This is a genomic window from Neoactinobaculum massilliense (assembly GCF_900604955.1).
In the GTDB taxonomy this organism is placed as follows: domain Bacteria; phylum Actinomycetota; class Actinomycetes; order Actinomycetales; family Actinomycetaceae; genus Neoactinobaculum; species Neoactinobaculum massilliense.
In genome coordinates, this window is the sequence record NZ_UWPE01000001.1 from 832,933 (window position 1) to 857,813 (window position 24,881).

Annotated in this window: 21 protein-coding genes, 2 tRNA genes and 1 pseudogene; 6 read left to right on the forward strand and 18 right to left on the reverse strand. The window is 61.0% G+C overall.

The window, feature by feature from the left end:
* Window positions 1-87: 87 nt before the first annotated feature.
* Both EIH27_RS03630 and EIH27_RS03635 read right to left on the reverse strand, forming a co-directional pair.
* Window positions 88-161 (reverse strand) — tRNA-Val (locus EIH27_RS03630).
* Between the two features lie 38 nt (window positions 162-199).
* Window positions 200-598 (reverse strand): DUF3052 family protein, encoded by a 399-nt coding sequence (locus EIH27_RS03635; protein WP_124039592.1) that lies wholly within the window; start codon window positions 596-598, stop codon window positions 200-202.
* Between the two features lie 279 nt (window positions 599-877).
* On the opposite strand from EIH27_RS03635, the gene aceE reads away from it, so the two are divergent.
* Window positions 878-3,640 carry a pyruvate dehydrogenase (acetyl-transferring), homodimeric type gene (aceE, locus tag EIH27_RS03640; RefSeq protein WP_124039593.1) on the forward strand — a complete coding sequence of 921 codons (2,763 nt, stop codon included), beginning with the start codon at window positions 878-880 and terminating at the stop codon, window positions 3,638-3,640.
* Between the two features lie 89 nt (window positions 3,641-3,729).
* Here aceE and EIH27_RS03645 read toward each other — a convergent pair whose 3' ends face one another.
* From EIH27_RS03645 to EIH27_RS03655, 3 genes are read right to left on the reverse strand one after another with little or no spacing between them, the layout of a single operon-like run.
* Window positions 3,730-4,398 carry an HAD hydrolase-like protein gene (locus tag EIH27_RS03645; protein ID WP_124039594.1) on the reverse strand — a complete coding sequence of 223 codons (669 nt, stop codon included), beginning with the start codon at window positions 4,396-4,398 and terminating at the stop codon, window positions 3,730-3,732.
* Window positions 4,395-5,009, reverse strand: a complete 615-nt coding sequence (locus tag EIH27_RS03650) for an L-threonylcarbamoyladenylate synthase (RefSeq protein WP_124039595.1) — start codon at window positions 5,007-5,009, stop codon at window positions 4,395-4,397. Before EIH27_RS03650 ends, EIH27_RS03645 begins: the two co-directional genes overlap by 4 nt.
* A gap of 51 nt (window positions 5,010-5,060) precedes the next feature.
* Window positions 5,061-5,672, reverse strand: a complete 612-nt coding sequence (locus EIH27_RS03655) for a hypothetical protein (protein WP_124039596.1) — start codon at window positions 5,670-5,672, stop codon at window positions 5,061-5,063.
* A gap of 34 nt (window positions 5,673-5,706) precedes the next feature.
* Between EIH27_RS03655 and EIH27_RS03660 the strand changes: the two genes are divergently transcribed.
* On the forward strand, window positions 5,707-5,997 hold the full coding sequence (locus tag EIH27_RS03660; protein ID WP_124039597.1) for a hypothetical protein: 291 nt from the start codon (window positions 5,707-5,709) through the stop codon (window positions 5,995-5,997).
* Window positions 5,998-6,069: 72 nt separating this feature from the next.
* Here the strand turns inward: EIH27_RS03660 and EIH27_RS03665 are convergent, their stop codons facing one another.
* The 5 genes from EIH27_RS03665 to EIH27_RS08125 form a co-directional block, all read right to left on the reverse strand.
* Window positions 6,070-6,576: a DUF3145 domain-containing protein gene (locus EIH27_RS03665; RefSeq protein ID WP_124039598.1), complete on the reverse strand. Its 507-nt coding sequence runs from the start codon at window positions 6,574-6,576 to the stop codon at window positions 6,070-6,072.
* Between the two features lie 205 nt (window positions 6,577-6,781).
* Window positions 6,782-7,267 carry a peptide deformylase gene (def, locus tag EIH27_RS03670; protein ID WP_124039599.1) on the reverse strand — a complete coding sequence of 162 codons (486 nt, stop codon included), beginning with the start codon at window positions 7,265-7,267 and terminating at the stop codon, window positions 6,782-6,784.
* Between the two features lie 205 nt (window positions 7,268-7,472).
* A complete protein-coding gene (locus EIH27_RS03675; RefSeq protein ID WP_124039600.1) occupies window positions 7,473-7,829 on the reverse strand; it encodes a hypothetical protein in 357 nt (118 codons plus the stop codon).
* Window positions 7,830-8,074: 245 nt separating this feature from the next.
* On the reverse strand, window positions 8,075-8,389 hold the full coding sequence (locus EIH27_RS03680) for a DMT family transporter (RefSeq protein WP_124039601.1): 315 nt from the start codon (window positions 8,387-8,389) through the stop codon (window positions 8,075-8,077).
* A 1,077-nt stretch (window positions 8,390-9,466) separates the two neighbouring features.
* Window positions 9,467-9,628, reverse strand: coding sequence for a recombinase family protein (locus tag EIH27_RS08125; protein WP_124039602.1), 162 nt, complete (start codon window positions 9,626-9,628; stop codon window positions 9,467-9,469).
* Between the two features lie 286 nt (window positions 9,629-9,914).
* On the opposite strand from EIH27_RS08125, the gene EIH27_RS03690 reads away from it, so the two are divergent.
* Together EIH27_RS03690 and EIH27_RS03695 are read left to right on the forward strand one after the other, a co-directional pair.
* Window positions 9,915-10,478 carry a hypothetical protein gene (locus tag EIH27_RS03690; RefSeq protein ID WP_124039603.1) on the forward strand — a complete coding sequence of 188 codons (564 nt, stop codon included), beginning with the start codon at window positions 9,915-9,917 and terminating at the stop codon, window positions 10,476-10,478.
* Between the two features lie 24 nt (window positions 10,479-10,502).
* Entirely contained in the window at window positions 10,503-11,033 is a 531-nt protein-coding gene (locus EIH27_RS03695; RefSeq protein ID WP_124039604.1) for a hypothetical protein, read from the forward strand.
* 41 nt (window positions 11,034-11,074) lie between these two features.
* Here EIH27_RS03695 and EIH27_RS03700 read toward each other — a convergent pair.
* From EIH27_RS03700 to EIH27_RS03710, 3 genes and pseudogenes are all read right to left on the reverse strand, one after another.
* Window positions 11,075-11,436 (reverse strand): annotated as a pseudogene (locus tag EIH27_RS03700) (transposase); the annotation flags it as partial.
* Window positions 11,437-11,546: 110 nt separating this feature from the next.
* Window positions 11,547-11,618: transfer RNA gene (locus EIH27_RS03705), tRNA-Asn, on the reverse strand.
* 234 nt (window positions 11,619-11,852) lie between these two features.
* On the reverse strand, window positions 11,853-12,233 hold the full coding sequence (locus tag EIH27_RS03710; protein WP_124039606.1) for a hypothetical protein: 381 nt from the start codon (window positions 12,231-12,233) through the stop codon (window positions 11,853-11,855).
* 98 nt (window positions 12,234-12,331) lie between these two features.
* Here EIH27_RS03710 and EIH27_RS03715 point away from each other — a divergent pair, with 98 nt between their 5' ends.
* Window positions 12,332-13,576 (forward strand): lipid II:glycine glycyltransferase FemX, encoded by a 1,245-nt coding sequence (locus EIH27_RS03715; protein WP_124039607.1) that lies wholly within the window; start codon window positions 12,332-12,334, stop codon window positions 13,574-13,576.
* Window positions 13,577-13,671: 95 nt separating this feature from the next.
* Here the strand turns inward: EIH27_RS03715 and EIH27_RS03720 are convergent, their stop codons facing one another.
* The 5 genes from EIH27_RS03720 to EIH27_RS03740 all read right to left on the reverse strand — a co-directional run bounded on the left by EIH27_RS03720 (window position 13,672) and on the right by EIH27_RS03740 (window position 24,454).
* Window positions 13,672-14,907: a carboxylate--amine ligase gene (locus tag EIH27_RS03720; RefSeq protein ID WP_124039608.1), complete on the reverse strand. Its 1,236-nt coding sequence runs from the start codon at window positions 14,905-14,907 to the stop codon at window positions 13,672-13,674.
* A gap of 77 nt (window positions 14,908-14,984) precedes the next feature.
* Window positions 14,985-16,826 (reverse strand): murein biosynthesis integral membrane protein MurJ, encoded by a 1,842-nt coding sequence (gene murJ / locus EIH27_RS03725; protein WP_124039609.1) that lies wholly within the window; start codon window positions 16,824-16,826, stop codon window positions 14,985-14,987.
* A 224-nt stretch (window positions 16,827-17,050) separates the two neighbouring features.
* Complete coding sequence (locus tag EIH27_RS03730; RefSeq protein ID WP_124039610.1) at window positions 17,051-19,999, reverse strand: LamG-like jellyroll fold domain-containing protein; 2,949 nt, start codon at window positions 19,997-19,999, stop codon at window positions 17,051-17,053.
* Window positions 20,000-20,150: 151 nt separating this feature from the next.
* Entirely contained in the window at window positions 20,151-21,179 is a 1,029-nt protein-coding gene (locus EIH27_RS03735; protein WP_206424874.1) for a cation diffusion facilitator family transporter, read from the reverse strand.
* A gap of 194 nt (window positions 21,180-21,373) precedes the next feature.
* Window positions 21,374-24,454, reverse strand: coding sequence for a type I restriction endonuclease subunit R (locus EIH27_RS03740; RefSeq protein ID WP_124039611.1), 3,081 nt, complete (start codon window positions 24,452-24,454; stop codon window positions 21,374-21,376).
* Between the two features lie 176 nt (window positions 24,455-24,630).
* On the opposite strand from EIH27_RS03740, the gene EIH27_RS03745 reads away from it, so the two are divergent.
* Window positions 24,631-24,852, forward strand: a complete 222-nt coding sequence (locus EIH27_RS03745; protein ID WP_124039612.1) for a hypothetical protein — start codon at window positions 24,631-24,633, stop codon at window positions 24,850-24,852.
* Window positions 24,853-24,881: the final 29 nt, after the last annotated feature.

A 24,881-nucleotide genomic window follows, 5' to 3' on the forward strand; every position in this document is an offset into this window, starting at 1 on the left:
GAGGGTGACGAAATAACGCGGCAGACAGCGCAATACCACATAGAAAACGGACTGCTGATACGCGCGCATGTTTGACAACTTTATTTGTGGACCCGACCGGATTCGAACCGATGACACCTGCGGTGTAAACGCAGTGCTCTAACCAACTGAGCTACGGGTCCCGAGGGCGGCATACCGCCCAAGCGTTTGCCTACTTACATTACGCCCGCAACCCCATCGCTGCCAAGCGCACACCCGTCCAATCATCGGAAATTGCCTGAGATGTGGTGGCCTGCATACCCGCGGTAGTGGCTGCCTCCTCAATCACCGTGTGGGGTACGTACCCTGGCTGACGAGGCGCCGGTACCAGCAGCCAAGCGACCGCATGTTCCGAATCAAAATTTGCCTTCATATCAATAAGCAGATCGGCAAGATCGTCGGCGTCGCCATCATCGGCACGCCACCACGCCAGGGCGCCGTCCACAATCCCCTGATAATCCTCATCCACCAGTGATTCCCCGGTGGCCTTCTCAATATCCTCTCGAATCTCCCCGGCAACATCATCGTCATACCCGAATTCCTGGATAACGTTGCCAGCCTCGAAACCGTACGAAGTCATGCACTAATCGCACCCTATTTTGAGCGCCAATGCAAATAAAATACGCGCGACAATCCCCTCAACTTTGCCGCGCAAGGCCGTTTGGCGCCGCGCCTGCACGCACGAAAACGGCGTCGTCCGCTCTATCCTCCAGCCACGTCGCCTCAATCACAGCAGCCGTGGGACCTTCTACCCGATTCTCTCCAGCATCTCCCAGGAATCTCTGTAGAATGACAATGTTGAACTACCGCCTTTAAGGTGTAGTTCCGGCAGCATGTCAATCAATCAAGGGAGATTCTCGTGAGCTCACAAGGTGAGTCCGACCAGGTCCACATTGGCCAACTGAGCCAGATTGCGGATTCGGATCCCGAAGAAACCCGCGAATGGGTGGAGTCGGTCAATGACCTCGTCGAAACGAATGGTACGGAGCGCGCCAAGTACGTCCTCTCCATGGCGGCCGAACACGCGCGGCAGAAGGGTGTGGATCTAGGCCCGGAGCTGGTCACTCCCTACATCAACACCATTCCGGCCTCCGATCAGCTGCCCTATCCCGGGGATCTCGAGGCGGAGTGCAAGTTCGCTAACTGGGTTCGGTGGAATGAAGCAGTACTGGTGACCCGTGCACAGCGTCCGGGCGTGGACGTTGGCGGCCACATTTCCTCCTACGCCGGTCAGTCCACCCTCTGGGAGGTGGGCCTCAACCACTTCTTCCGCGGTCCGGATGCGCCGGGCGGCGGCGATCAGGTGTTCTTCCAGGGTCACTCCGCCGAAGGCCTCTACTCCCGCGCGTTCCTCGAGGGCCGGCTGAGCGAAGCGGATCTCATGACGTTCCGTCAGGAAGCATCCCGCCCGGGCGGGGGACGTGGTCTATCCTCCTACGCCCACCCGCGTTCCATGCCGGACTTTTGGCAGTTCCCCACCGTGTCCCTCGGTCTGGGCATCGTGTTCTCCATCTACCAGGCCTGGTTCAACAAGTACCTGACCGGCCGTGGCATCAAGGACACCACCGATCAGCACGTGTGGGGCCTCATGGGCGACGGCGAGATGGACGAAGCCGAATCGCGTGGCTTCCTGCACTTCGCCGGCCAGCAGAAGCTGGACAACCTGACACACGTGGTCTCCGTCAACCTGGAGCGTCTGGACGGCCCGGTACGCGGCAACGGCAAGATCCTCGACGAGCTCGAGGCCTCCTACAAGGGCGCCGGCTGGAATGTCATCAAGGTTGTGTGGGGCTCCGAGTGGGATGAGCTGCTCCGCAAAGACAAGGATCTCGCCCTCACCAAGCTGATGAGCACCACGCTCGACGGCGATATTCAGGGCATGCCTACGTTCGACGGCGCCTGGGTACGTACGAACTTCTTCGGTCGCGATCCGCGCACGAAGCAGATGGTGGAGAACATGTCGGATGATGACCTGTTCAACATGCATCGTGGCGGGCACGATCCGGTGAAGATTGCTACCGCCATGCGCGCGGCCCTGGCCCACAAGGGCCAGCCCACCGTGATTCTGGCGCAGACCATTAAGGGCTACGGCCTGGGCCCGGACTTCGAGGGCCGCAATGCCACCCACCAGATGGATACGCTGACCACCCAGAACTTCAAGGATCTGCGCGATCGCAACGAGATTCCGCTCCCGGATTCGGCTCTGGAGGATCCGTTCAACGTCCCGTTCTACAAGCCGGATGACAGCGACGAAGTACTTCAGTACATCAAGGCTCGCCGCACCGAGCTGGGTGGCTCGCTCCCCCAGCGGCGCGTGTTCAAGGGTGGCGTCAAGCTGCCGGCGGACAAGGCATTCAAGAGCGTGAAGAAGGGCTCCGGCAAGCAGCGCGTAGCCACCACGATGGCCCTTGTTCGTATCGTCAAGGACATTATCCGCGATAAGGACTTCGGCTTCCGCATGGTGCCGATCGTCCCGGATGAGGCGCGCACCTTCGGCATGGAGTCCATGTTCCCGTCCCAGAAGATCTTCAACACCCTGGGCCAGGATTACACCCCGGTTGATGCGGATACGCTGCTCTCCTACCGCGAGGCCACGAACGGCGTGCTCATGCACACCGGCATTTCCGAGGCCGGTTCGGTGGCCGCATTCAATGCGGTGGGTACCTCCTACGCCACCCACGGCGTGCCGATGGTGCCGTTCTACATCTTCTACTCGATGTTCGGCTTCCAGCGCACAGGCGATCAGTTCTGGCAGGGCATGGACGCGGAGGCCCGCGGCTTCATCATTGGTGGCACCGCCGGCCGTACCACGCTGACGGGCGAGGGCAAGCAGCACATGGACGGCCATTCGCCGGTGCTGGCTTCCACGAACCCGGCCGTCGTGATCTACGATCCGGCCTACGCCTACGAGGTTGGCTACATCTTCCGTGACGGTCTCACCCGCATGTACGGTGATGGTTCGGACGGGCGCGATCAGAACGTCATGTACTACCTGACCGTGTACAACGAGCCGATTCACCAGCCGAAGGAGCCGGAGAACGTGGACGTGGATGGCATCATTCACGGTATCCACAAGGTGGAGGAGCACGACAACCTGGGTGGCCCCAAGGTGCAGCTGCTCGCCTCCGGTGTGGGTGTGCCGTGGGCCCGCTACGCCAAGAAGATGCTCCGGGATGACTGGGGCGTGGATGCGGCCGTATGGTCCGTCACGTCCTGGTACGAACTCCGCCGCAACGGCCTCGAGGCCAACAAGCACAACTTCCTTCACCCGGAGGAGGCGCCGCAGGTTGCCTACCTGACCAACAAGCTGCAGGGTGCAGAGGGCCCGGTCATCGCCACCTCGGATTACGATCACCAGGTGCAGGATTCCATCCGCGAATGGGTGCCGAACCCCTACTACACGCTGGGTGCCGACGGCGACGGTATTTCCGATACCCGCCCGGCAGCGCGTCGCTACTTCCACGTAGATGACGCCAGCATGGTGGTGCGTGCGCTTCAGGCGCTCGCCGACGCCGGCCAGGTGGATCGCAGCCTCGTCAAGCAGGCCATCGATAAGTATGACCTCTTCAATCCGGCCGCCGGCCAGGCGATTCCGGATGAGTTTGATGCTCAGGTGAAGTAAGTACCACTAGTACAAGGGAGGGGTTGGCCCGCGGGCCAACCCCTCCCTCTATATATACGTAGTCGGTATGGCCGGCGGCCGCCCACCGTCTACACCAGTACCGGCTCCACTTTGCCGCGCGAAAAGTCCAGCAGCAGCTCAGTAAGCTCCTCGGCCGTGTTCACCGTACGCCACGCCAGTTCGTATTCACTCTCAGGCGCGGCACCCCAGGTGACCAGAACCGTCGGAAGCCCATTAGCAGCGGCACCCTCGGCGTCGTGCTTGCGATCCCCCACCATGAGCGCGCTGCTGATATCCACGCCCTGCGCCTCCAACTGCCGAAGCGCATCCGCCACCACCGTGGCCTTGGTGGAATTGCGGGCCGAATCCGGCGCACCGCAGATAGCCCGGAAATGATGGGCCACGCCCTGATGCTCAAGGATGCGGTGGGTGAATGTCAGGGTCTTGGACGTGGCCACGGCCATGGGCACGCCGGCCGCATCCAACACTTCAAGCATGTGCCGCATGCCGGGAAATAGCTGAGTGCGGAGCATGCGTGCGCCGTAGTACTCACGGTAGGCGGCAACGAGCTCGTCCACTCGTTCGGGCCCGCCCAGTGTTTTCATGGTTTCGGTCAGCGGCGGGCCAACGAAACGGAGGTAGTACTCTCGCGGATGCACCTCCCCCAATTTGTCACGCACCATGGCGTCCAGCGCCTCGGTCACAATGGCCGCAGAATCGTGAAGTGTGCCGTCCAGGTCAATGAGTACTGGCCTCACAGATCAATCCCTTCCGTACTGCCCGCACCCTCACGAATGATGGTGCGCTGCAGCAAATCGATGACGGTGGTGTAGTCGGTACCCACCGGACCGTCCACCACAATGTCCACTAGATCCCCAATCGCATCATTCACCTGCCAGCCTTCCGTCATGGCGTCATCCTGGCCGGGAAGGATCAGGGAGGAGGAGAGCAGTGCCTCCCCCATTTCCGCAAGGATAGTCTGCACAATGACGTGATCCGGAATCCGTACGCCTACCGTGTGCTTCTTCGCATTAAGCGTCATGCGCGGCACCTCCTTGGTGCCCTTAAGAATGAATGTGTAGGGGCCGGGCGTGAGCCGCTTGATGAGGCGGAAATCCGAGTTGTTGACGGTCACCAGATTGCCTAGCTGAGAGAAATCGTGGCAGAGGAACGTGAAATCATGCTTGGGGCCTACCTGCCGAATGGTGCGGATGCGTTCCAGCCCCTCTTTGTTTGCCATGGCGCACACAATTGCGTAGGCGGAATCCGTGGGGATGGCTGCCACGGCGCCGCCTCGCAGGTGCTCCACAATCTTGGTGACCAGCCGCTGCTGAGGGTTTTTCGGGTGCAGCTCCACAAATCGAGCCATTTTTCTCCTTTCGCCGCCGTGCTTAGCCCGGCACTCACTCCGCCTCGGCCCTCACTCCGCGGCCTCGAGGTGGGCCGAGAGTTCAGCCTGAGCGGCCTCGTCAATGTAGGGCGCGAGCTCGCGGAGGTACGCCTTGGCTTCGTTGCCGCGTCCGGCAGCTAACGCCACCTCAATGAGCGTGGAACCTACCGCTGTCCCTTGCCGCGCGGGATCCCAGTGGGCCACGCCCAGGTTCATGGCCGCGTCTGCTCGGCCCGCCTCGCGCAGGATGGTCATCGCTTCGATGAGTACCTCGTCCGTGGCCCGCCGATCCACAGCCACGTTGAGAAGGCGTATGGCATGCTCCGGATCCCCAGGTAGCGCCAGTTTCGCCAGTTGCAACTGCGGGTACCAGGAACCAGCATCAGACGAGAGCTCTTCTGCCAGCGCCCACACGGCCAGGTTGCCGGACACGTCAATGTGCGCGGTGGTATCTGCTGTGAGCGGGTCGCGCGGCTGCCGCTCGGTGTCCGCGCTGTAGGCGATGGCGGCGAGTTCGTCGAAGGCCGCCGTATCATTCGGATCCCGTGTGAGGCGTGCGCGTAGGTCCGCCACGCGAGCAGGCACCGTGTGGTCCTGCCGCGTATGCTTGAAGAGCTGTTGCATCAAGTCGAGGAAGGCCATGACTTGACCCTACCCGTCCATGGTTGGAGGCGCGATGAATACCACAGAGTTGCTGGATGTAGCGAATGATGCCCTATCCGCCGAAGGCGTCACCCCCGCCGGCCCGCAGATGCCGCTGAGCACCGTGGATCTTGTGACGCGCTGGAGCGTGGCCGTGGCATTGGAAAAGGCCACGAACCACCGGGCACCCGATACCACGATCGACGCCGCCACCACACTTGGTGATTTGCTTGCGCTCTACGCCACCCCGGACGACGTCGCCGCGGACGCCCCCGCTGAGGGCCCGCTCAGCGCGGATGCAATTCGGCAGGCACTGGGCCTCTGAACTCGCTGCGGGGCAGTAATAATTAGCTATATTTCGGCCGGTGGATGGCCGGGCCCGCCGTGACTGGCCGCGCTACCCCACGCGGTGGAGCCAGCGCACCGGCGCGCCGGCGCCAGCGTAACGGAATACTTCGAGTTCGTCGTCCCAGGCCTGGCCGAGTGCCAGATCAAGAAGGCGGCGCAGTTCGCGCGGGTCCTGCCCACCGCGTTCCATAGCTGAACGGATGCGGTCCTCGGGGATCACCATGTTGCCGGTGAGGTCCGTTTGGGCGTAGAAAATCCCCAGCCCGGGTGTGTATGACCAGCGTCCACCTTCGGAAACGGATGTGGGATCCTCGGTGATTTCGTAGCGAAGGTGCTCCCACCCGTTGAGCGCGGAGGCGAGCTTGGCGCCCGTGCCCACTTCGCCGGTCCAGGAGAGTTCGGCACGATTCATCTCCGGCGCAGCCGGCTGCTCAGTCCACTCAAAATGCACCTCGTATCCGAGCACACTTGATACCGCCCATTCAACGTGAGGCTGAACGGCCGGCATGACTGAGTGAATGAATATGACGCCACGAGCGGCGTGTTTATTGCTCATCGCGGACCTCCTACGTGTGGGTGGCTTTCCCCGTGCTACCCCACGCACGCGAACGCGATTAACGCCAGTATACGCGGTCGACAAACAATCACACCCGAAACTTCGCGCCGCCTAGACGGGCACCACGAGCAACCGGGTCCGCCGCCGGCACCGAGCAACGTCGACATACCCGCACGCCGAATCGGCGTCGTACTTGACGGCGACCCTACAGGCGCTCTCGAATGTCCCGGAATGCTTCCTTCCGCCAGGCGCGGTCCAGACGGTCAAGATAGACGTGGCCGTCGAGGTGATCAACCTCATGCTGGATGCAGCGGCCCAACACGTCGTCGCCCTCAACGATCTTGGGGTGGCCATCGAGATCGATACCTTCAGCGCGGGCAACCTCGGAACGCGCGAGCGGGTACCAGAGATCCGGGACCGAGAGGCACCCTTCCTCGCCATCCTGCAATTCTTTAGAGCGGTAGGTGATGACGGGGTTAATGATGTAGTCCAGCTGGCCGTCCACATTCCAGGAGAACACGCGCAGGGAGACACCAATCTGGTTGGCGGAAACGCCGGCGCGCCCCGGATCGTCCACGGTGTCCAGCAGATCCTCTACGAGCGCGCGGATGGAGGCATCAATGTCAGTGACGGGCGCGCAGGGGGTGCGCAGCACGGGATCACCGAGGATGCGGATGGGACGAACAGTCATGGGTTACCTTTCTGCGCGGCGCCGGGGCAAACCAAGATCAACGGCTGACTACGTCGGGATCTACACAAATGCGGCCTGCGCGGGGCGGATGATAGGGCCCGCACGACGCAGGGCCCAGGATACCGCCGGATGTCCACACGGCGTGGACGGCATGATGAACCGCCCCGGCCTGTCTGGGAACCGGGGCGGTTACGGATGTGAACGGCTAGCTATTAAAAGCCCTGATGAGGCCGAAAACAATATCAAGAATGGTGACAACCATGGAAATGTAGTAGGCGGTCTTGAGCTTTCCGCCCCAGATCCAGTTTGCACCCTTGTTGATTTTGCCCTTAATGGTGCCGGTCCAGATCCACGTGGCAATCGCGAGGAGGCCGATGAGGATTCCGACGATGGAGCACACCAGGGCAGCCGTTGCGTGAGGATACTCGACCGGCCCGGTCGGCTGAGACTGGTACACCGGCGACGCCGCTTGCGGGAGCGGATTGTCACCCTGATAACCGTTATTCGACGGCGGGGTGGGGTAGAACGGCTGGTTATTGCTGTTATCCGTGGGAGCAGACACGATTGATCCTCTTCTCGTGAGATATGCATCTACCAGTCCGACACGGTTAGCGTAACGCGAATACGCCTCGCCGCATATCTCAAACGTCCCCCAAGACTCACGTATCTCCGCCGGCCGGCTTGAAGCCACCCCAGGCATCGAACAGTTTCATAGGTAGCCAAGCACTGACAGACGCATCAGGCACCAGGAACAAATACCAAACCCTAGCCTTTAGGCCACAATGCGATTCGGCAACGGCTCCCTATTCAAGATGCAACCTTGAGACCGATAACGCAGGCGATAATGCCCACGATGAGCATCACCTTCACTGCCGAGAATGTTTCTACACCACTGAGCATCGCCCAGGTAACCGTGGTGGCGGCGCCCACGCCAACCCACACGGCGTAGCCGGTGCCGACGGGCACTGACCGGAGCGCCCACCCCAGGCCACCCATCGAGACGGTGAGGGCAGCCAGGAAAACAAGGATGGGAACCGGCCGCGACAGGCCATCGATACGATTCAAAGCCATCGCCCAGATGGCCTCGAACATGCCAGAACAAACCAGAATTACCCAGGGCATCGGGGAACTCCTCATGGTCATGGGGCCGTCCCCTGCGTCGCTCTCATTGAGGGCGGGCCGTCCCACCCGAGCATCACGTCACGAGCATACCTAGGATCATGAGCGATGTAGACAATGTCCCTGACCGTCCGGGAGAAGCTCGTTTGGGTACCATCGGCCTACATTCCCGCCGGGAGTTACTCGCGTGTTACTATTCCCACCGCAAACCCACCAAATTAAGAGGCCGCACATGCACCACGGGGCAAGGACTTTGACGAGAGTCAGAAGCGCCGCAACGGGCATTACGGTGCGCGATACACGAACCCTGTTCAGCCGGTCAAAACGAACGGGGGCACAAAACGGGGGCTATCGATCCCATTTTAGAAACCAACGCAAGCAGTATTTTGGGGCGCTCCTCCTCAGTGAGATCTCTAAAGCAGAAATCACTGCATGGACGAAGCCCCCAGACGCACAGGGGCATCCACGGGTGGGGAAACCATATGGTCTCTCCGTCCGAAGTGCCCGTAGAGCTTTTGATTGTGACGAGGTCCAGGTGCTGCCCGCTCTTTTCCTGGGGCCTTGTGGTGCGTTAAGTGTCAAGCCAGCCGTCTTCTTCTACTTCGTCGTAGAGCTCGTCGAACTCTGGACGCTGCGGTGTGAGACTGTGGTCGGTGATCCGTCAGGGGAAGGGGTTCCGGGGATGGAGTTCCAGCATTTCTCTGGGGGGTCATTACTTTCCAGAGCTTGTCCCTAAGATCGTATTCTTCGTCTGTGCACCACATGCCAATACGGATTGAGCTGTAAGTGCGTCCGGGAGGGTCTGAGTAAGGGTTAACGCACATAGTTTCTACTCCTCTACAGTGAGGGCGAAGGAGCCGACGCTCCGTTTCTTATCGACGCTGACGGAATAAGGGCACGTGTTCTCGGTCAGCTCTGCTACTGGTGTTGTTTCTTCGTGTTTTTCGTGGCTCGATCTCGCGGGATAAGAGATGGCCGGGATTCGACTTGTTTACCTGAGAAAGGCCGTGGAAAAGTGCTCTCTCCCGCGGTGCGGATCAGATCTCCCAGGCTCGAAGACGAGTCCTTCCCTTGAGGAACTTAATGTGGACGCCCCGTGCGACGAGTTGTTGGGCGAGGTCTCACTGATCGGACGAGGCGGTCCATACTCGTAGCAGCCACCGTGTCTTCCTCACGCACGTAGCCCACCATGTTGGCCAGCTCGGCACGGTCTTTGCGTGAACGACCTGACTGCTTATCCAATCTCGGGGCATGGGCAACAGTCTTGTGTCAGGACACATTCGTCTAGTGATTGTCCTGTCTCAGAGCAATCACTAATAACGCCATAGTGAGCCGTGACGGGATTGTGCGGGGATGTTTCTTCACCTGCGGGCTGAGTAAGGAAGCGCGTAGGGGCAAGTGCGAGTTTACCCGAGCGCGTATTCGATAATTAGTTCTCGCGTAAGTTACTTGGCACTCGTCCATACTGCGGGTATATTGCCGAGTACCTAAATCAACGATTAGGTAATTTCGTTTCAAAGGGGAAACTATGAAGGCGACGAATGCTTTTGTGGGTGGCATAACAAGTTTGGCGCTTACGTTGGCCTGCGCGGGAATTACTGCGCAGGCCAACGCAGAAACGGGACAGGAACAGACGGCGGTCTCCTCTGCGGCTGAGATCAAAGGCGCTGTGATGAGCGACGAGGAGTTCGACGAGTTGATTCGCGTACTCGATCAACTTCCTACGGAACTCAAGAATGCCGATCCGAAGACAACTCCAAATTATGAGGCGCGCATATCGGCGGCGGTAGACGCAGTACGCGCTGGGAGGACTCCATCATCTTCGCTACCATCTTTGCCCGCGGAGACCGTTTCTCTTATGTCCTGGTGGAGTTGTGGTCTCGCCATCGCCAGTTTTGTGGGGCAGTACGGAATTCCTTTTGGGAAAATCATTGGCTGGTTGAAGAAGGCTAAGAAAATCTACGGAACCGTTAAAGGAATTTTGTGGGCAATCAAGCATGGAGTTGCGGCCGCGCAGATTGGTAATGAAGCGGCTAAGATGCTCGAAGCTCTTCTAGGATTCGACAGTATCAAGAGCGCATGCTTCGGGTAGTCCGGGCACAAGAGGAGAATGACAATGGCGCGTGAGTCTGATCCTGATTGGAAGCCGATCAAGTTCGTGTATGTGTGGACCGGGCACTTGCTCATCGGGAGCCTCACCGCGGCCCTTGTGCTGGTGGCCGCGACGGTGATGAGTCGAATTTCATTGGGGAATTGGCGTCTTCATGATCTCTTCGTGGCCAACGCCGTGGCGATGGTCGTGTGCGAGACGATTCTGAGCGTTGTGGACCGGGAGTATTCGAAGATTCGGCATCATGATGCTCCAGGAGGTCTCGTGCCGACGATTGTTCCTCTGTGCGTGTATTTTCCGGCCTACTTTGGAGCGGCGCTCCTGGTCACGCATTCTATGTCGGTGGCGTGGATAGCGCTTGGGGCGGGCGCGCTCGTTCAGCTTGGGTCTTTTCCATTTCTTAAGCCATGGGAAGGCGGAATGACCTTGGCTGAGGCTAATGAGAGGGCCGCCGAGCTTGAGCGTGAAGAAGTGCAAGGCCAAACGATGCTGAGTGGAGACAGCTTCCTACCAGATCTCCACAAGCCGAAAGATTAGCTGCTGGGCCCCTATGCTGTGGGTCCAAGTGGCTAGGCGGTTTATTTGACAGGCTGGGGCTCGTAGAGAGTGCCGTCTCGTATCACGACGTCGGTGACGGCGAGGCGTTTGTGGGCGAGGACAATGACAGCTTGGTTGTGGCGTTTCCCGGTGGCGCATTTCTTGTTGTGAGTCCGGCGCGAGATCGGGTCGGTGCGGAGAGAGGCGAACGCGGACAGGAAGAGAACCCGTTTGAGGCGCTTGTTGCTCGAGTGAGAGACAGTGTCGGACTTGATTGAGGCGCCGGACTGACGGGTGCGGGGTGCAAGTCCCACATGGGAGGCGAGAGCGGCCACGTTCTTGAAGGTGCACCCTGAGCGATGATGATGGCGGCGGTCCTGACAGCAATGCCGGACATAGGTGTGTAGGTACGCGCAAATAAGGTGACCGGTCACCAACTCCTCATACCCACCAAGCGGGGAATAAAGAAAACCCGCGGGCTACCTTTTGTTGGTATCTCGCGGGTTTGTAACGCTCCCGCAGTTGGATTCGAACCAACAACCCTTCGATTAACAGTCGAATGCTCTGCCGTTGAGCTATGCGGGATCAGCGACGTCAATAGATACTAATAGCTCTCCCACAAAACTTCTAGAGGGCAGCAGTAGGGACCCCGGATGCTTACCACCCTCGGATCCGCGCAACACCGCGTAAACACGGCCATCACCCACTCAACCGCACGCCAGAATCGTGGCGAACGCCACCACCCGGGCCGATGGCAGAGAGTACCTCACTCCACCGAATCAACCTGCCAGACCAGACCAACCCGCCAGCGCCGCCCTGCTACACGAATAGCCCATCTGCTACAGCTGAGATCTCACACTCCACGCTCACCACCGCGCCGTTTACCGCCTCCCCGGAAACGTGATTCCCCACCGCACGGCCCACAAAGAATCCGACTACCAGCAGTACCACGCCGGCAACCGCGGCAATCACAAACCTTCGCCGCACCGTCCGCTTCAGTTCCGCGAGCTGCTCCGGCGTGGGCGGCGCAATCACAGCCTCCACTTCACCGCGCAGGCCATCCCCTCCGTCCGCACCCTGACGCCCGCCCACCGCGTCCCCGGTCTGCGCAACGTCACCCGCGCCCGCATCGACACCCGGATCCTGCGCAGGAACGCGCGCTTCGGCGTCGTTCGGGAAGTTATCACTAGAGTTCGTCACCCCATCACCCTACGGGACCACGCACTCCACCGTCCGGTATCTCATATTCGCTTCGCGCATGAGTACATCCACAGCGCGGTCTACTACCCTCAAGACAAATGAAATTTGCACTGCTTTCGGACTCTGAATATAACGATTTCGCCTCGCAACAGGACCGCCTATTCCTCCCTCAAACCGCCGAGTACGGTCGCGTGCGTAGGCGGGAGGGCATGAGGGTGGATTACCCCGCCGTGCGGGCGGACGATGGCACCGTGCTGGCTGCCGGGCTCCTCACGTACCAGCCGTGGAAGCATTTCTTCCTGCGTGCTCAGCTGGTGTACGGCCCTACGCTCGACTGGCGCAACAAGGAGGTAGCAGGTTTCTTCCTTGACCACCTCGAGGCCTTCCTGCGTAAAAACCGCCGCGTCCTCTCCCTGCGCCTTAATCCGCCCGTCGCCAAGGCCTACTACCGCGACGCCACGAAAACCGGCGACGCCGAAATCGGCACGGCCACGACCGCGCTCCTGGCTTCCCACGGTTACCAGCACGTGGATAAGGAGTTTTCTGAGCAAGCGGACGTGCAGGTGCGTTTCATCTACACAAAGGAGATCGCGGGCAAGGACTTCGAGGAGATCGCTGATTCGCTCACGCCCACCATGCGGCGCCAGGTCAAGCATGTGGGCCGCTACGGGGTGTCGGTCAAGTTCCTCGGCCCGGAGGACTTCGAGATCTTCGAACGCCTCCACGAATCATCCCGCGAGCGCACGCATATGGCCCCGATCTCGGCGGCCTCCGCGCGCCTTTACAAGGACCTGCTGCGCGAGATGGGCCCGGAGCGTTCTCTCCTTCTCGTTGCCTACGCCTCCCCCGCTGCGTATCTCAAGGAGATCAACGCGAACCTGGAGCAGTTGGACAAACAGATCGCCAAGAATGAGCGCCCGCCGGAAACTACCAAGAAGGTGCGCGCACTTAAGGAGCTCAATAACCAGCGTGATTCCCAGCTGCGCGCCCGTGAGGGTGCCAGCCGCCTCCTGGCCCAGTACGGCGACAACGTTCCCTTCGCCGCCGTACTTGCCTACCGCTGCGGCAACGAGATTGTTCAGCTCCTGCGTGGCCTCAACAAGGACTTCACCGTTTACAACCGCGATTACCCCATCGAATCGGCGCTGCTGCGCTGGGCGGCGGATCGCGGTGACATCACCATGTACAACACGTTCGGCATCACCGGCGATTTCTCGCGCGACGCCGAGGACTACAACGTGCTTGAGTACAAGCGCAAGCTAGACGGGAACGTGGAGGAATTCCTCGGCATGTTTGTGAAGCCCCTGAGTCTGCTCGCCGGTCCGCTCGGAGCTATTTCTTAGTCCGACGACGCCGTGGCATCCGGTAGTAGTTAACTCCTGGAGCCAAGCCCCACCGCGCCGTCATAAGCGAGGTGGGGCCGCGCGGCAATGCTCCGCTAGAACCCGGACCGCGTAACGCGCGGATAGTAGGTGCGCATGGCTTTGGCTTCGCGACGGTCGTGGATAAGCCGGTAAAGGGTGCGCTTGAGGTTCCGGTCCGCCGCGTAATTCAGCGGATCCACGGGCTTGCGTGCGCGGGTGATCCGCTTGACCTCGGCGTAGAGGGCGGGGTCGCGCAGGTAGCGGTGACTGAGGAGCGAGGCGGGGAGGATGCGGAAGATACCGTCCTCGGTGACACGCTGGCTGTGTCCCCGCGTTCCTTCCAGATCATCCACCAGGGCGGTAGCCAGGTTCACGCCGCCCACCTTCAGGTAATAGTGCCCGCGTCCGGCGCGCGGATTGAGGTCCAGCCAGTAGGCGGTGCCCGTGCGCGGGTCCACCTTCACGTCCATGGAGAAGAAGCCGCGCAGGCCCACGCGCTGGACAACGCGGATGGCGTCCTCCACAAAACGGCCCTCACGGTTCAGCATGATGAAGCCGGCATTACCCAGGTACATCGGGTGGTGCAGGCCCAGCAGCACCTGCCCGGAGCCGGCCGCCGTCACGGCACCGCTGCGGTCCACATAGCCGTTGACCACCCACTGGCAGGTGTCGTCGCCGGGAATGAGCTGCTGGATGATGAGTTCGCTCTTCGCGCCCGCCGCCGCGAGTTCTTCCAGCCGGGCACGAAGCTGGGGCGCCGAATCTGCTGTCTCTACCTTGTGCAGGCCGGCCGTCCGGTACGTCACCAGATCGCGCTGATGGCTGGGCTTAATAACCACCGGGAAGGTGTCCATGGCCAGGGCAGCCTCCCACGTGTCCGGCTGGGCGAGGCTGAGAGTGGCGCGCGGCGGCGCGGCGAGCCCCAGTTCCTCATACACCCTGGCCATCTCCTCCTTGGAATTAGCCAGGTCCACGGCTTCCGGTGTGGCGATCGGCAGGAACCAGGCCGGGTCCACTTCCCCGGCGTGATGTGTCATCACTTCAATGCCGCGATCCGAATTAATAAGCCCGATGAGCCGCTTCCCCGGATGCTCGGTGGCAATGCGGTTCATTACCGGTATGAGCTTGCTACTGGAAAGCACGCCGCGGCCCACCAGTTCGCGCGTGAGAATCCGCGAGTTGTTGATGGGACCGCGCGGATAGGGCGCCACCACGTGGGCGGTGATGCCATAGGTTTCGTGGAATAGCCGGGCGAAACCATAGGCCTCAACCTCGTCACCAAAGATGACCGGGAGAATATCAGCAGGCATGGTTCTTCTTTCTCGGGACGCAGCAGGGGTTCCGCGGCGCACAACCGCGCACCTCAAACCTACCGGCACGTGGCCCATTACTTCCGCTTCCCTCTCACCTTGTGGGCCATGCGCTTGATCGGCCGCAGCAGCGCGTCGATCTCACGCAGGCCAACCAGCTTCATGCCACCAATGTACATGGCCACAATCACCGCACCGCCGCATACCAGGGCGGCCAGCGCCCGGCCGATGCTCAACGGCCCGAACAGCGGACCAATGCGGGAGACAACAAATGCGCCACCCAGGGATGCCACCACAGTCACGCCCAGCAGCTTCACGTGGAAGCTAATAAGACTCCCCCACGGAATCCCGCCCAGCCGGTCGGAAAGCGCCCATAGCATCAGCGGCACGGCAAGAAGATTAGTGACGGACATAATGATCCCCACCGCCACCACCACATCCGCGGGCGGCAGGAAACCGCAGATGATATAGGCCACCACGGCCAGCGCCTGAACTGGCAGGGAAATAAGGAAAGCCCCACGGGTATCTTCAAACGCATAGAACACGCGGTTGAGCACGGTCACCGCACCAATGGCCGTGAGCCCAATCCCCATCGTGGCCACCACGTGCGCCAAGGTAACGCACTCCCGCGGGGAGGAGGCCATCGCGAACAGCCTCGAAATTGGGCCCGCCAAGGTGACTATGCCCGCCGCGCACAGAAACATGATGGCGGAAACAGCCCGCAGCGTGCGTCCGACGTCGTCGCGCATCCGCTTCGTATTGCGTTCCGAGGCAGCCTTGGACATCCGCGTGAACACGGCGGTAGCGATCGACACCACGAACAGGGAGGTGGGGATCGAGTAGATGGAATAGGCGGTGTCATAGGCGAAGTTGCCGGCCACCCACTCCGTGTTCATGCCGGCCTCAATCGCGCGGTTTGAGGCGCCCGCCGCCACGTTGGACACGAGCGCCGTGGGGATGATGGAGACCAGCATGGTGAGCAGCATCCACCACGAGGTGACACCCACGGTGCACAGGCCGGAGCCGCGCCAGTTGAAGTCGAAGCGGAAGGTGATGTCCAGAGAACGCATCGGGAAAATGAGGATGAGGGCCTGCACCGCGATACCCAGGGTGGAGATGCCGCCCAACCACCCGATTGTCGTGCCCGTCCAGGCGCTCAGGTCCGAGCCCGCCGTTTCCGCCGTGGTTCCAAAGATCCACATCATGGCCAGCATGCCCAGGATCGCCACCACGTTATTAGCCACCGGCGCCCACATGTATGGTCCAAAGTTTTCCCGCGCGTTAAGGATTTGCCCCAGCACCGTGTAGAGCCCGTAGAAGAACACCTGTGGCAGGCACCAGTAGGCGAATGCGACGGTGAGTTCGTACCAGGCCGGCGAGAGCGTAGCGGCCATCATCTTCACCACCAGCGGTGCCGCCACCGTGATGATGAGCGTGATTGCGCCCAGCCCGACCACCGTGATGGTGAGCAGCTTGTTAATGAATGCCTGCCCGCCGTCGCGGTCACGTTTCGTGGCGCGCACAATTGCCGGCACCAGCACCGCATTGACCAGTCCGCCCACCACGATCATGTAGAGCAGGTTGGGAAGCTTATTAGCGATCTGGAATGCGTTGCCGGCCGGCATGGTGAGGCCCACCACCGCGCCGAGAATAATCGGCGAGCGCACCAGCCCCAAGATTCGGGAGACCAGCGTGCCCAGGAACATGATGAAGCTGTTGCGCGCCACGGAATTAGCACCGGATGGGGACGGTTGAGCGTTTTGGGTGGGCAGCGTATGCGTGCCCGCTGGGTTCGCTCGGTCCGACGACGCCGATGTGGGCGCCTTGGTACGTATTTCGGGGTGTACAAGGGCTTCCTGCCCGCCAAAGGTGGGCGCAAAATGGCGCCCGCGCGGTGGCCGGCGAGGAACTAAATGCATGGGTCGATACTAGTGCACGCTAATTACGGGGCCGGCAAAGGCTTGCGTGAGAGCGGCAACGCCCGCGAGAGCGGTACCGGGTTTGGCTCGGGCTGTGGCTGGGCGCAGCGGGCGGGATAAAGGAGTGCCCGGGTGGGGACGCTCCCTACCCGGGCACGAGCCGTTGTGCGAACTGGTGAACCGTATGACGTCGCCGGCCGGCTCAACGGATGGCGGCGACGGCGCTACCGGATAACGGCGACGGTGTCGCGGCCGAGGCCTGTGAAATCACCGGCCGCCGGAGTATCCGAGGTACGGCCGTAGGCGAACGTCTGTTGGGCTTCGCCGCCGGCCAGGTGGTTGTTCACGAAGAACTGGTTGCCGCGGCGCACAGCCACGGTATCCTTCCCGTCCCCATCCCAATCACCGGCAAGTGAGTGATCCGATGCGTGGCCGTACGCGAACACCCGGTCAGCTCTACCGCCCGCCAGCACATTACGCAGGTGGAGCATGTTGCCGCGCTGCACGGCGAACGTATCTTTTCCGTCTCCATTCCAGTCACCGGCCAGCGCGCGATCCGTGGCGCGGCCGTAGACGAACACCCGCTGGGCTTCGCCGCCGGCCAGGTGGTTGTTCACGAAGAACTGGTTGCCGCGGCGCACAGCCACGGTATCCTTCCCGTCCCCGTCCCAGTCGCCGGCAATGAATTCGTCACCGGCCCGGCCATAAGCAAATGTCACAGCCTTCTGGCTGCCGGATGCGGGAATCGTGATCGTGTTGCCATGAACCGAAGCCTCGGTATCAATACCGTCACCGTTCCAGTCACCGATCAGCACGGTGTCGCCGCGCTTGCCCAGACGGTGCACATCGTCGGCCACACCAGCGGTCAGCGAATGCTTGATGTGCACTTCGCGAGCGCCGCTGGACGGCACCACGGTCGGCTTACTCGTCGGCTCCGAGCTGGGCTCATCCGTAGGCTTCGCGTACGCATCATTTGTGAGCGTCCAGCTCCGCGATGTAATCCGCGCGCCAGAGCCATCCACGCCAAGCAGGTAGCCCTCGTCCGCCGTCGCGGTGACGGTCACGTTCTTAACAGCACTCGAAAGCGTTGCACCAGCGGAACCCAACGGCGTCGTTACACCGTTCACCGTGTACGTGTAGCTCACGTGATCCGTAGCATCCGCCTGCAGCATGCCACCCTTGACCGTCGGCTCAGCCGGAGTCACCTGACCACGGCCGGTGAGCCACTGATCGCGCGGGAGCGCACCCGCGGTGATGCGCACCTCGCCAACATCGCCATGCCAGGCATCCCACGTTTCCCCGGTGGCACCCGAGCCGCCCATACCGATGAGCCACGGTGCCACCGAATCACCCGTACCGGTCGTTATGCCGTCGTGTCGCTCGCCGTAGCGATTACGCAGAATCGGGTTGCCGTCAACAAACAACTCCACAGAATGTTCCTTGACGTTGTTCACCGCGGCTACGTGGTACCACTGGTTCTCAAAGATCTCCCCGGACCAGTTGGACCAGGTTTCCGTATCGTTGGCGCCCGCGGATACCCACTGGACCTCGTTGAGACTGGACGTAGCGAAGCCCGCCGCCCCATCCTCGTCGCCAAAAGCCTGCGGCATACGCTTGAGGAACGTCATCCACTTATGTCCCTCACCGGGCGCGATCCGAATGAAGGCCTCAACCGTGTAGCCGTCCGTGAACTTGTTGGAGTTAATCGGCGCACCAGCAACCGTCTCGAAGTATCGGCCCGAGCCGCCCGGAGCCGTCGCGAAGTGGACAGCTTCGGGTGCAGAGGAGAATGCGTCCGTGTCCGATGTCAGGGTCACGGTGCCATCTGTGTCCGCACCGCGCAGGGTCATATCGTTGCCGTTCCCGGTGATGTCCCTGTAAAAGATGCTCCCATTCTTATCTTTCGCCGGGCGCCAGTGCGCCGCCGTATTGGACGCGTCCACGTAGTCCTCGCTGGACGCGGGTTCCTTCAGCGGCAGTGCCTTCGGCGCGGTATACCGAGCGCTGATATCGGTACGCAGGGCGCTGGACGCGGAGCCCACGCTACCGGCGGGCTGGAAGTCGGCGTCGAACTGCTTGAAGCGATCCGCGAAATCAAAGGGGATCGTGTAGGTGGCACCACTGTCCGGGAAAAGCGCCACGTCCAGCTCCGTGAGTTTCGCCTTCGGTTTCTCCAGTACCCAGGGGCTGAACGAGGTGAGCGAGAGCTGGCCGTGCGTGAAATCAAATTCCAGCAGACTCATGAGGCCGTTACCACCCTCGTAGTACATCTGGTAGTCGATCACCTGCTGCAGCACGGGCAAATTCGGGTCATTGTTGATATAGCGAACCCGGTTTGTGGCACCGTGGTTGTGGCCGGAGAGGGTGAGGAACACCTGCGGGTGACCGTTAATGACATCAGTCCAGAGCTTCTCCCCCGTGGGATCCGTGGTGGCGGCGCCCGTCGGGGACACGTTAAGAATGTCATGCTGGGTGATGATCGTGGGGACGGTGGGGTTCTGGTCCAGGATCTGCGCAGCCCAGGGGTAGTCACGCTCATCGGCCAGGTTGATGCTCATCATCGGCACGCCGGCCACCGTGAACCGGTGGTAGTTTGCGGCGCCCGACGGCGAATCCCCACCCGCGTACGACGGCGATTCGGCCTGCCAGCTCATTGGGAAGCTTCCGAGGTAGGTGTTCCAGCCGCCCTCGTATCCGGCGGGCCAGCGGGACTGGTCGATGAAATCGTGGTTGCCGGGGATCATGGCGAAGGGGACCTTGGCGTCATGGAGAACGCCCATGGCCGCGCGGGCCACGCTATATTCGCCCGGCTTACCTACCTGATCCACCACGTCACCGAGATGCTGGGTCATGTCAATGTTGTATTTGCTGGAGTTATCCACGATCCACTGAGTTTGAGACTCGAATGGATTGGGTACGTTCGTGCCGTACTGCTGGGCAAACAGATTGCCATCCGCCGTGTAGCGAGAGTAGAACTGCGTGTCCGGGAGGATCGCGATGGAGCCACGGGCACCCGGGTCCGTGTTGACCGTGGTTTGGATGGATGTGCTGGTGTAGGGGCCGTCTTCGCCCGCCGCCTCCGGGAGCGACGCCGCCAACGAGGGCGCGCCGGTGACGACCAGCGCTGCCGTCGCGGTGAGCGCCGCGGCCGTGGCCATGAACTTTTTGGTCATAGCCCCACGCTAGAAATTCGCTGTAAACGTCCAGGAAACTTCAGGTAACCGGAGGGATACTTGCGCAACGCGCTGGGCAGATAAGCAGATAAGCACTATTGCGCTAGATCGAAGCGCAAGCGTCGGTGTGCTAGGCAGATACGTCTTACTACTAAGCCGATGCGCAAGTATCCGCGCGGTGCTGGTTGCCGTCGCCGTTCCGGTCCGCCTCGGTCACTGACGTATCCACCAGCTCCGGCTCATGGCCCAGGTGGCCGACGGGCTCCAGCTGAAACGTGGAGTGCTCAATGCCGATCGGGAAGCGCTCAGCCACGCCCATTTGCAGTGTGTCGAGGATGCGCGGCGCGTGCCCGTCATGGAAGCAGGAGCGCTCCACGATGACGTGCGCCGTGAGTACGGGTAATCCGGTAGAAATCTCGGTGATGTGCAGGTCATGGACAGCGCGCACGTGCTCGACGGAAAGAATAAACTCGCGGATCGCTTCGACGTCGACCCCGGAGGGCGTGGCCTCCATGAGCACGGTCCCAGCCTCGCGCAAAATCATGAAAGCGCGCGGGATGATGAGGCACGCGATGAGCAGACCGGCGATGGAGTCCGCACGCGTCCAGCCGAGCGTGGCGAGCAGGATTGCGGAAACGATGACGGCGACGGAGCCGAGCGCGTCATTGGCGACTTCAAGGAACGCCGCGCGCATGTTGAGGCTGGAGCCGCGGCCGGCGTGAAGGACTAGCAGGGAGGCGATGTTACCCACCAGGCCGAGGATGCCGAAGGCCAGGAGCAGGCCCGCGACGTGGACTTCAGGCGGGGCGATGAGGCGCCGGATGCCCTCGACGATCGCGTAAATGCCGACAGCGAGCAGAATGGTGGCCTGCACGCCCGCGGCGAGGATTTCGGCGCGGCGCCATCCCCAGGAGAGTTGCGAGGTGGCCGGCCTGGTTGCGAGGGTGGCCGCGCCAAGGGCTACCGCCAGTCCGGCAACGTCCGTGACCATGTGGCCGGCGTCCACGAGGAGCGCGAGGGATCCAGTCACCGCCGCGCCGATAATCTCAGCCACCAGAATGGCCGCGGTGATGCCCAGCGCGACGCCGAGCCGCCACCGCTGCACGCCCGGCCTCCGCGTCTCATGTGCTCCCGGCTGCCTGCCCGGCGTCCGTGTCTCATATGCTCCTGTTTGTGCCACGCCGCCTCCTTTCTACCCATGCTACCGGGAGCGAATAGCTGGCTCTGTGGCACCGGTTGCGTAGTGGAAGAGGCGCGCGACTTGCCGCCGTTTCGAACGACGCCGCTCTCCGACGCGCCGCAAAGGTACGTGGTAGATGCTGCGGCCGGTGGTCGAGCGTGCCCCACGCGCGCGTCGCAAAGTAATGCCGCGCCCTACGCCTCCGGCACGCGCAACAGCGGCGCATACCGATCGTAGAAAGTCTCCAGTTTTCCAGGGGCGCGCTCCTTGGTCACCGCGTAGGCGTCGTTTTTTGCGAAGCGGGACACCTTGGGGAGGATTTTCGTGACCGTCTCGCCACTGGTAGGTACTTCCCCACTGCGGAAGGCACGTCGCATGAAGCTGCGCGTGGGCTCTGGCTTGAGGCGTTCCTCCTCAATGATTTCGGCGAGTTCCTGATCACGCTGCTCCACTACATAGTTGGTCCAAGCCACATCGATGCGGCCGCCTCCGGCCTGCGGATTATCGTTGATCTCTGCGAGAAATCCCTCCAGGAGATCGCTCTTAGACCGCAGGTCCGGTGAGGCATCCAGGCTCTTGATCATCCGCCGCTTAATTGCCTCGGCCTCAGCGGGTTCGGCGTTCTTGTAGCCTTCAGCCATCATAAGAATGTAATCGACGTTGACCGTTACCTGCTCTACGAGCTCCATCTGGAATTCAACGTCATCCCGGATAGATTCCTTATCACGGTACACTCTTGGCGGCCGCATCTCCTCGTACAGGTCTAGGTACATGGAGGTGTAATCCTGCTCAACTCCCTCAGGAAGCGGGTTATCGGCGTCGAACGAATCAAAAGACACCAGCACGTTCTTGAGCTTGAGGATCTCCCCGAAGCGCGCGATAAAGTCCTTCTGGGCCGTCTCCCCGAGAATCTGCTGCCCCACCGGATACAGTTGCTGCAACTCCTCGATAGCCTTGAGGTACTGCTTGAGGTAGTAACTGTAAGGCCGCAACTGCACGATATCTTGAGCACCAGGACCACCAAACAACCCCAGAGCTTCGTCTAGTTCTTCATGAAGGTCCCGGAAGCTCACAATGTTTCCGTAGGCCTTCACCGAGTTAAGGATGCGGTTGGTACGTGAGAAGGCCTGAATGAGCCCATGCTGACGCACATTCTTGTCAATGAACAGGGTGTTCAGCGCGGGTGCGTCGAATCCCGTGAGCAGCATGTTCACCACGATTGCCATATCCAGATCTCGGTCCCGAAGTCGCTTGGTGACGTCCATGTAGTAGTTGGAGAAACTATTGCCCTCGCTGGAAAAGTTCGTGCCGAACGTAGCGTTGTAGTCCGCGATGGCCGAATCGAGGAAAGCCCGATCATCCCCGTAGAGCTGATCGGTGTCCAGCGACTCGTCCCCCAGGATGCCGCCCTCTAGTTCAGGGTTGGGTGCGTAGGAGAACACGGTGGCGATCTTCAGCCGTTGACTCTCAGGACGGTCCTTCTGTGCTTTCTTGAAGGCCTCATAGTAGAGCCGCGCCGCGGGAATAGATTGCACCGCGAACAGAGCGTTGAACCCACGCACCCGCTTGTCCTTGAGCTGATAAGCCTTATTTCGAAGCGTCTTCCGGTCAAAGTCCTGCAGGGTGTAGTTCACGATTTCGGTAATACGCTTGGGAGCCAGCAGGGCTGAGTTCGTGTCAATGCCCTCCACCTGTTTATCCTCAACGTTGTGCTTCTCCATCGTGTTGACGAAATCGATGTTGAATGGCAGCACGTTCTTGTCACGGATGGCATCCACTATCGTGTAGTGATGGAGCTCGTCACCAAAGAGCTGCTTGGTGGTACGAGCTGCGGGCGAGTGCATCGCCGTCGCATTCACCACAAAAATCGGGGTACCAGTAAACCCGAAAATATTGGAGCGTCTAAATGCCTTCGTGATGGCGCGGTGCATCTCCCCGAACTGGGAGCGGTGCGCCTCATCGAAAATCATGACCACGCGCCCGTCGTAGATGGGGCGTCCCTTCGCCGCCGAGACATAATTGTCCAGCTTCTGAATGGTGGTCACCACGATGGGCAGGTTGGGATTCTCCATCTGCCGCGCCAGCTCCGCCGTGGAGCTATTCGCCAGTACGGAGCCCTCCTCGAACCGGTTGTATTCTTTGACGGTTTGCGAATCGAGGTCCTTGCGGTCCACCACGAAGAGAACCTTGTCTACCTCTTTCATCTTGGAGGCAAGCTGTGCCGTTTTAAACGAGGTGAGGGTCTTGCCCGAGCCCGTAGTGTGCCACACGTATCCGCCCGCCTTGGGCGTCCCCAGCCAGTCTGGATAGTTGGTCGAAAGCCGGATCCGCTTGAGAATCTCCTCGGTGGCCACAATCTGGTAGGGCCGCATGATCATGAGGACGCCCTCGGAGGTGTAGACGGAGTAGCGCGTGAGCACGTTGAGCAGCGTGTTCCTCCCAAAGAATGTGCGAGCGAAGTCACGCAGGTCCGAAATACACGTATTTTCCTTGTCCTCCCACCACATGGTGAATTCAAAGGACTTGGACGACGCCGCCTTAGTGCGTTGCTTGTGCGCTTCCTGAAGGTGACTACGCCGCGTGGTTGCGGAGTAGTACTTCGTTTCGGTGCCGTTGGAAATGACGTAGATCTGTACATACTCGAAGAGCCCACGGCCGGCTGAGAAAGACTCACGTTCGTACCGGCCGATTTGGTTGAAAGCTTCCCGGAGGCGTACGCCGCGCCGTTTGAGCTCAATGTGGACCAGCGGGAGGCCATTCACTAGTACCGTGACGTCGTAGCGCGTTGCGTGTGTCGACGACGCAGTTCCCTGCGCACTCCCCGGCACCGCGTACTGGTGCATCACCTGGAGGTGGTTGCGGTGCACGTCCGTTTTGTCGATGAGGCGAATGTTCTTGGTGGTGCCGTCCTCACGCTCAAGCACCTGGATGTAGTCGCGCTGAATGCGTTCGGTTTTCTTTGCGGGGTCCTCTGATGCGGGTGCGATTTTCGTATCGAAGAAGCGCTTCCATTCTTCGTCCGTGAACCCGGTGAAATTCTCGTCAGCGTTGAGCGTCTCGAGCTGGCGGCGGATATTGGCAATCAGGTCTGCCTCATCCTTCGCGTGAAACTCCTCGTATCCCTGAGACTCCAGGATTCCCATGAACTCAGCCTCAAGGTCCGCCTCACTCTGGTAGGACGTGCGGGGCCGACGGTCCGGCTCATACTTGGCCACGACCGTTGAGTCGTCGCTGAGCACCATGGGTTCGATGGGGGCAGTGGGGAGATCACTCATGACAATCCTTCCGAAACGCGGTATGTGCCCATTATGGCGTGTGCCTCCGACAAAAATGGGAAGCGGGCAATTGCGCAGGAGGCTGGTGGCCACGCCCGGCCTAGCTGGCTAGCAGTTGTAGCGGCGCAGGCAGCTCCTTCTCCGCGTGACGCACGCCACCCTGGCATCATGGATACATGGAAACCAAATCACGCCGCAGCAACCGCAATCAGACGATGCCGTCCGCCATAGAGTGCAGCGGGCTCGCCGACGATCTACGAGCGGCAGCGTCCGCCACGGCTGGCATGAGACCCGAACGGGCCCACGAGGTGCAGGTGCACGCCGCATCCGCGCGGATCCACGAGCGCTACGGCAAGACGCTGCGCGCGCTCAACGCATACAAGCCCGCTGATCAGTAGAGCCTCGTCCCGAGGCGAGTTGACCAGCG

What these genes read in the sequence shown, in the direction of transcription:
- EIH27_RS03635 (WP_124039592.1), bottom strand. Translation starts at nt 598, where the DNA reads ATGACTTCGTACGGTTTCGAGGCTGGCAACGTTATCCAGGAATTCGGG.
- murJ (WP_124039609.1), bottom strand. Translation starts at nt 16,826, where the DNA reads ATGCATTTAGTTCCTCGCCGGCCACCGCGCGGGCGCCATTTTGCGCCC.
- EIH27_RS03690 (WP_124039603.1), top strand. Translation starts at nt 9,915, where the DNA reads ATGAAGGCGACGAATGCTTTTGTGGGTGGCATAACAAGTTTGGCGCTT.
- EIH27_RS03745 (WP_124039612.1), top strand. Translation starts at nt 24,631, where the DNA reads ATGGAAACCAAATCACGCCGCAGCAACCGCAATCAGACGATGCCGTCC.
- EIH27_RS03715 (WP_124039607.1), top strand. Translation starts at nt 12,332, where the DNA reads ATGAAATTTGCACTGCTTTCGGACTCTGAATATAACGATTTCGCCTCG.
- def (WP_124039599.1), bottom strand. Translation starts at nt 7,267, where the DNA reads ATGACTGTTCGTCCCATCCGCATCCTCGGTGATCCCGTGCTGCGCACC.
- EIH27_RS03665 (WP_124039598.1), bottom strand. Translation starts at nt 6,576, where the DNA reads ATGAGCAATAAACACGCCGCTCGTGGCGTCATATTCATTCACTCAGTC.
- EIH27_RS03720 (WP_124039608.1), bottom strand. Translation starts at nt 14,907, where the DNA reads ATGCCTGCTGATATTCTCCCGGTCATCTTTGGTGACGAGGTTGAGGCC.
- EIH27_RS03680 (WP_124039601.1), bottom strand. Translation starts at nt 8,389, where the DNA reads ATGCCCTGGGTAATTCTGGTTTGTTCTGGCATGTTCGAGGCCATCTGG.
- EIH27_RS03695 (WP_124039604.1), top strand. Translation starts at nt 10,503, where the DNA reads ATGGCGCGTGAGTCTGATCCTGATTGGAAGCCGATCAAGTTCGTGTAT.
- EIH27_RS03730 (WP_124039610.1), bottom strand. Translation starts at nt 19,999, where the DNA reads ATGACCAAAAAGTTCATGGCCACGGCCGCGGCGCTCACCGCGACGGCA.
- EIH27_RS03660 (WP_124039597.1), top strand. Translation starts at nt 5,707, where the DNA reads ATGAATACCACAGAGTTGCTGGATGTAGCGAATGATGCCCTATCCGCC.
- EIH27_RS03650 (WP_124039595.1), bottom strand. Translation starts at nt 5,009, where the DNA reads ATGGCTCGATTTGTGGAGCTGCACCCGAAAAACCCTCAGCAGCGGCTG.
- EIH27_RS03655 (WP_124039596.1), bottom strand. Translation starts at nt 5,672, where the DNA reads ATGGCCTTCCTCGACTTGATGCAACAGCTCTTCAAGCATACGCGGCAG.
- EIH27_RS03740 (WP_124039611.1), bottom strand. Translation starts at nt 24,454, where the DNA reads ATGAGTGATCTCCCCACTGCCCCCATCGAACCCATGGTGCTCAGCGAC.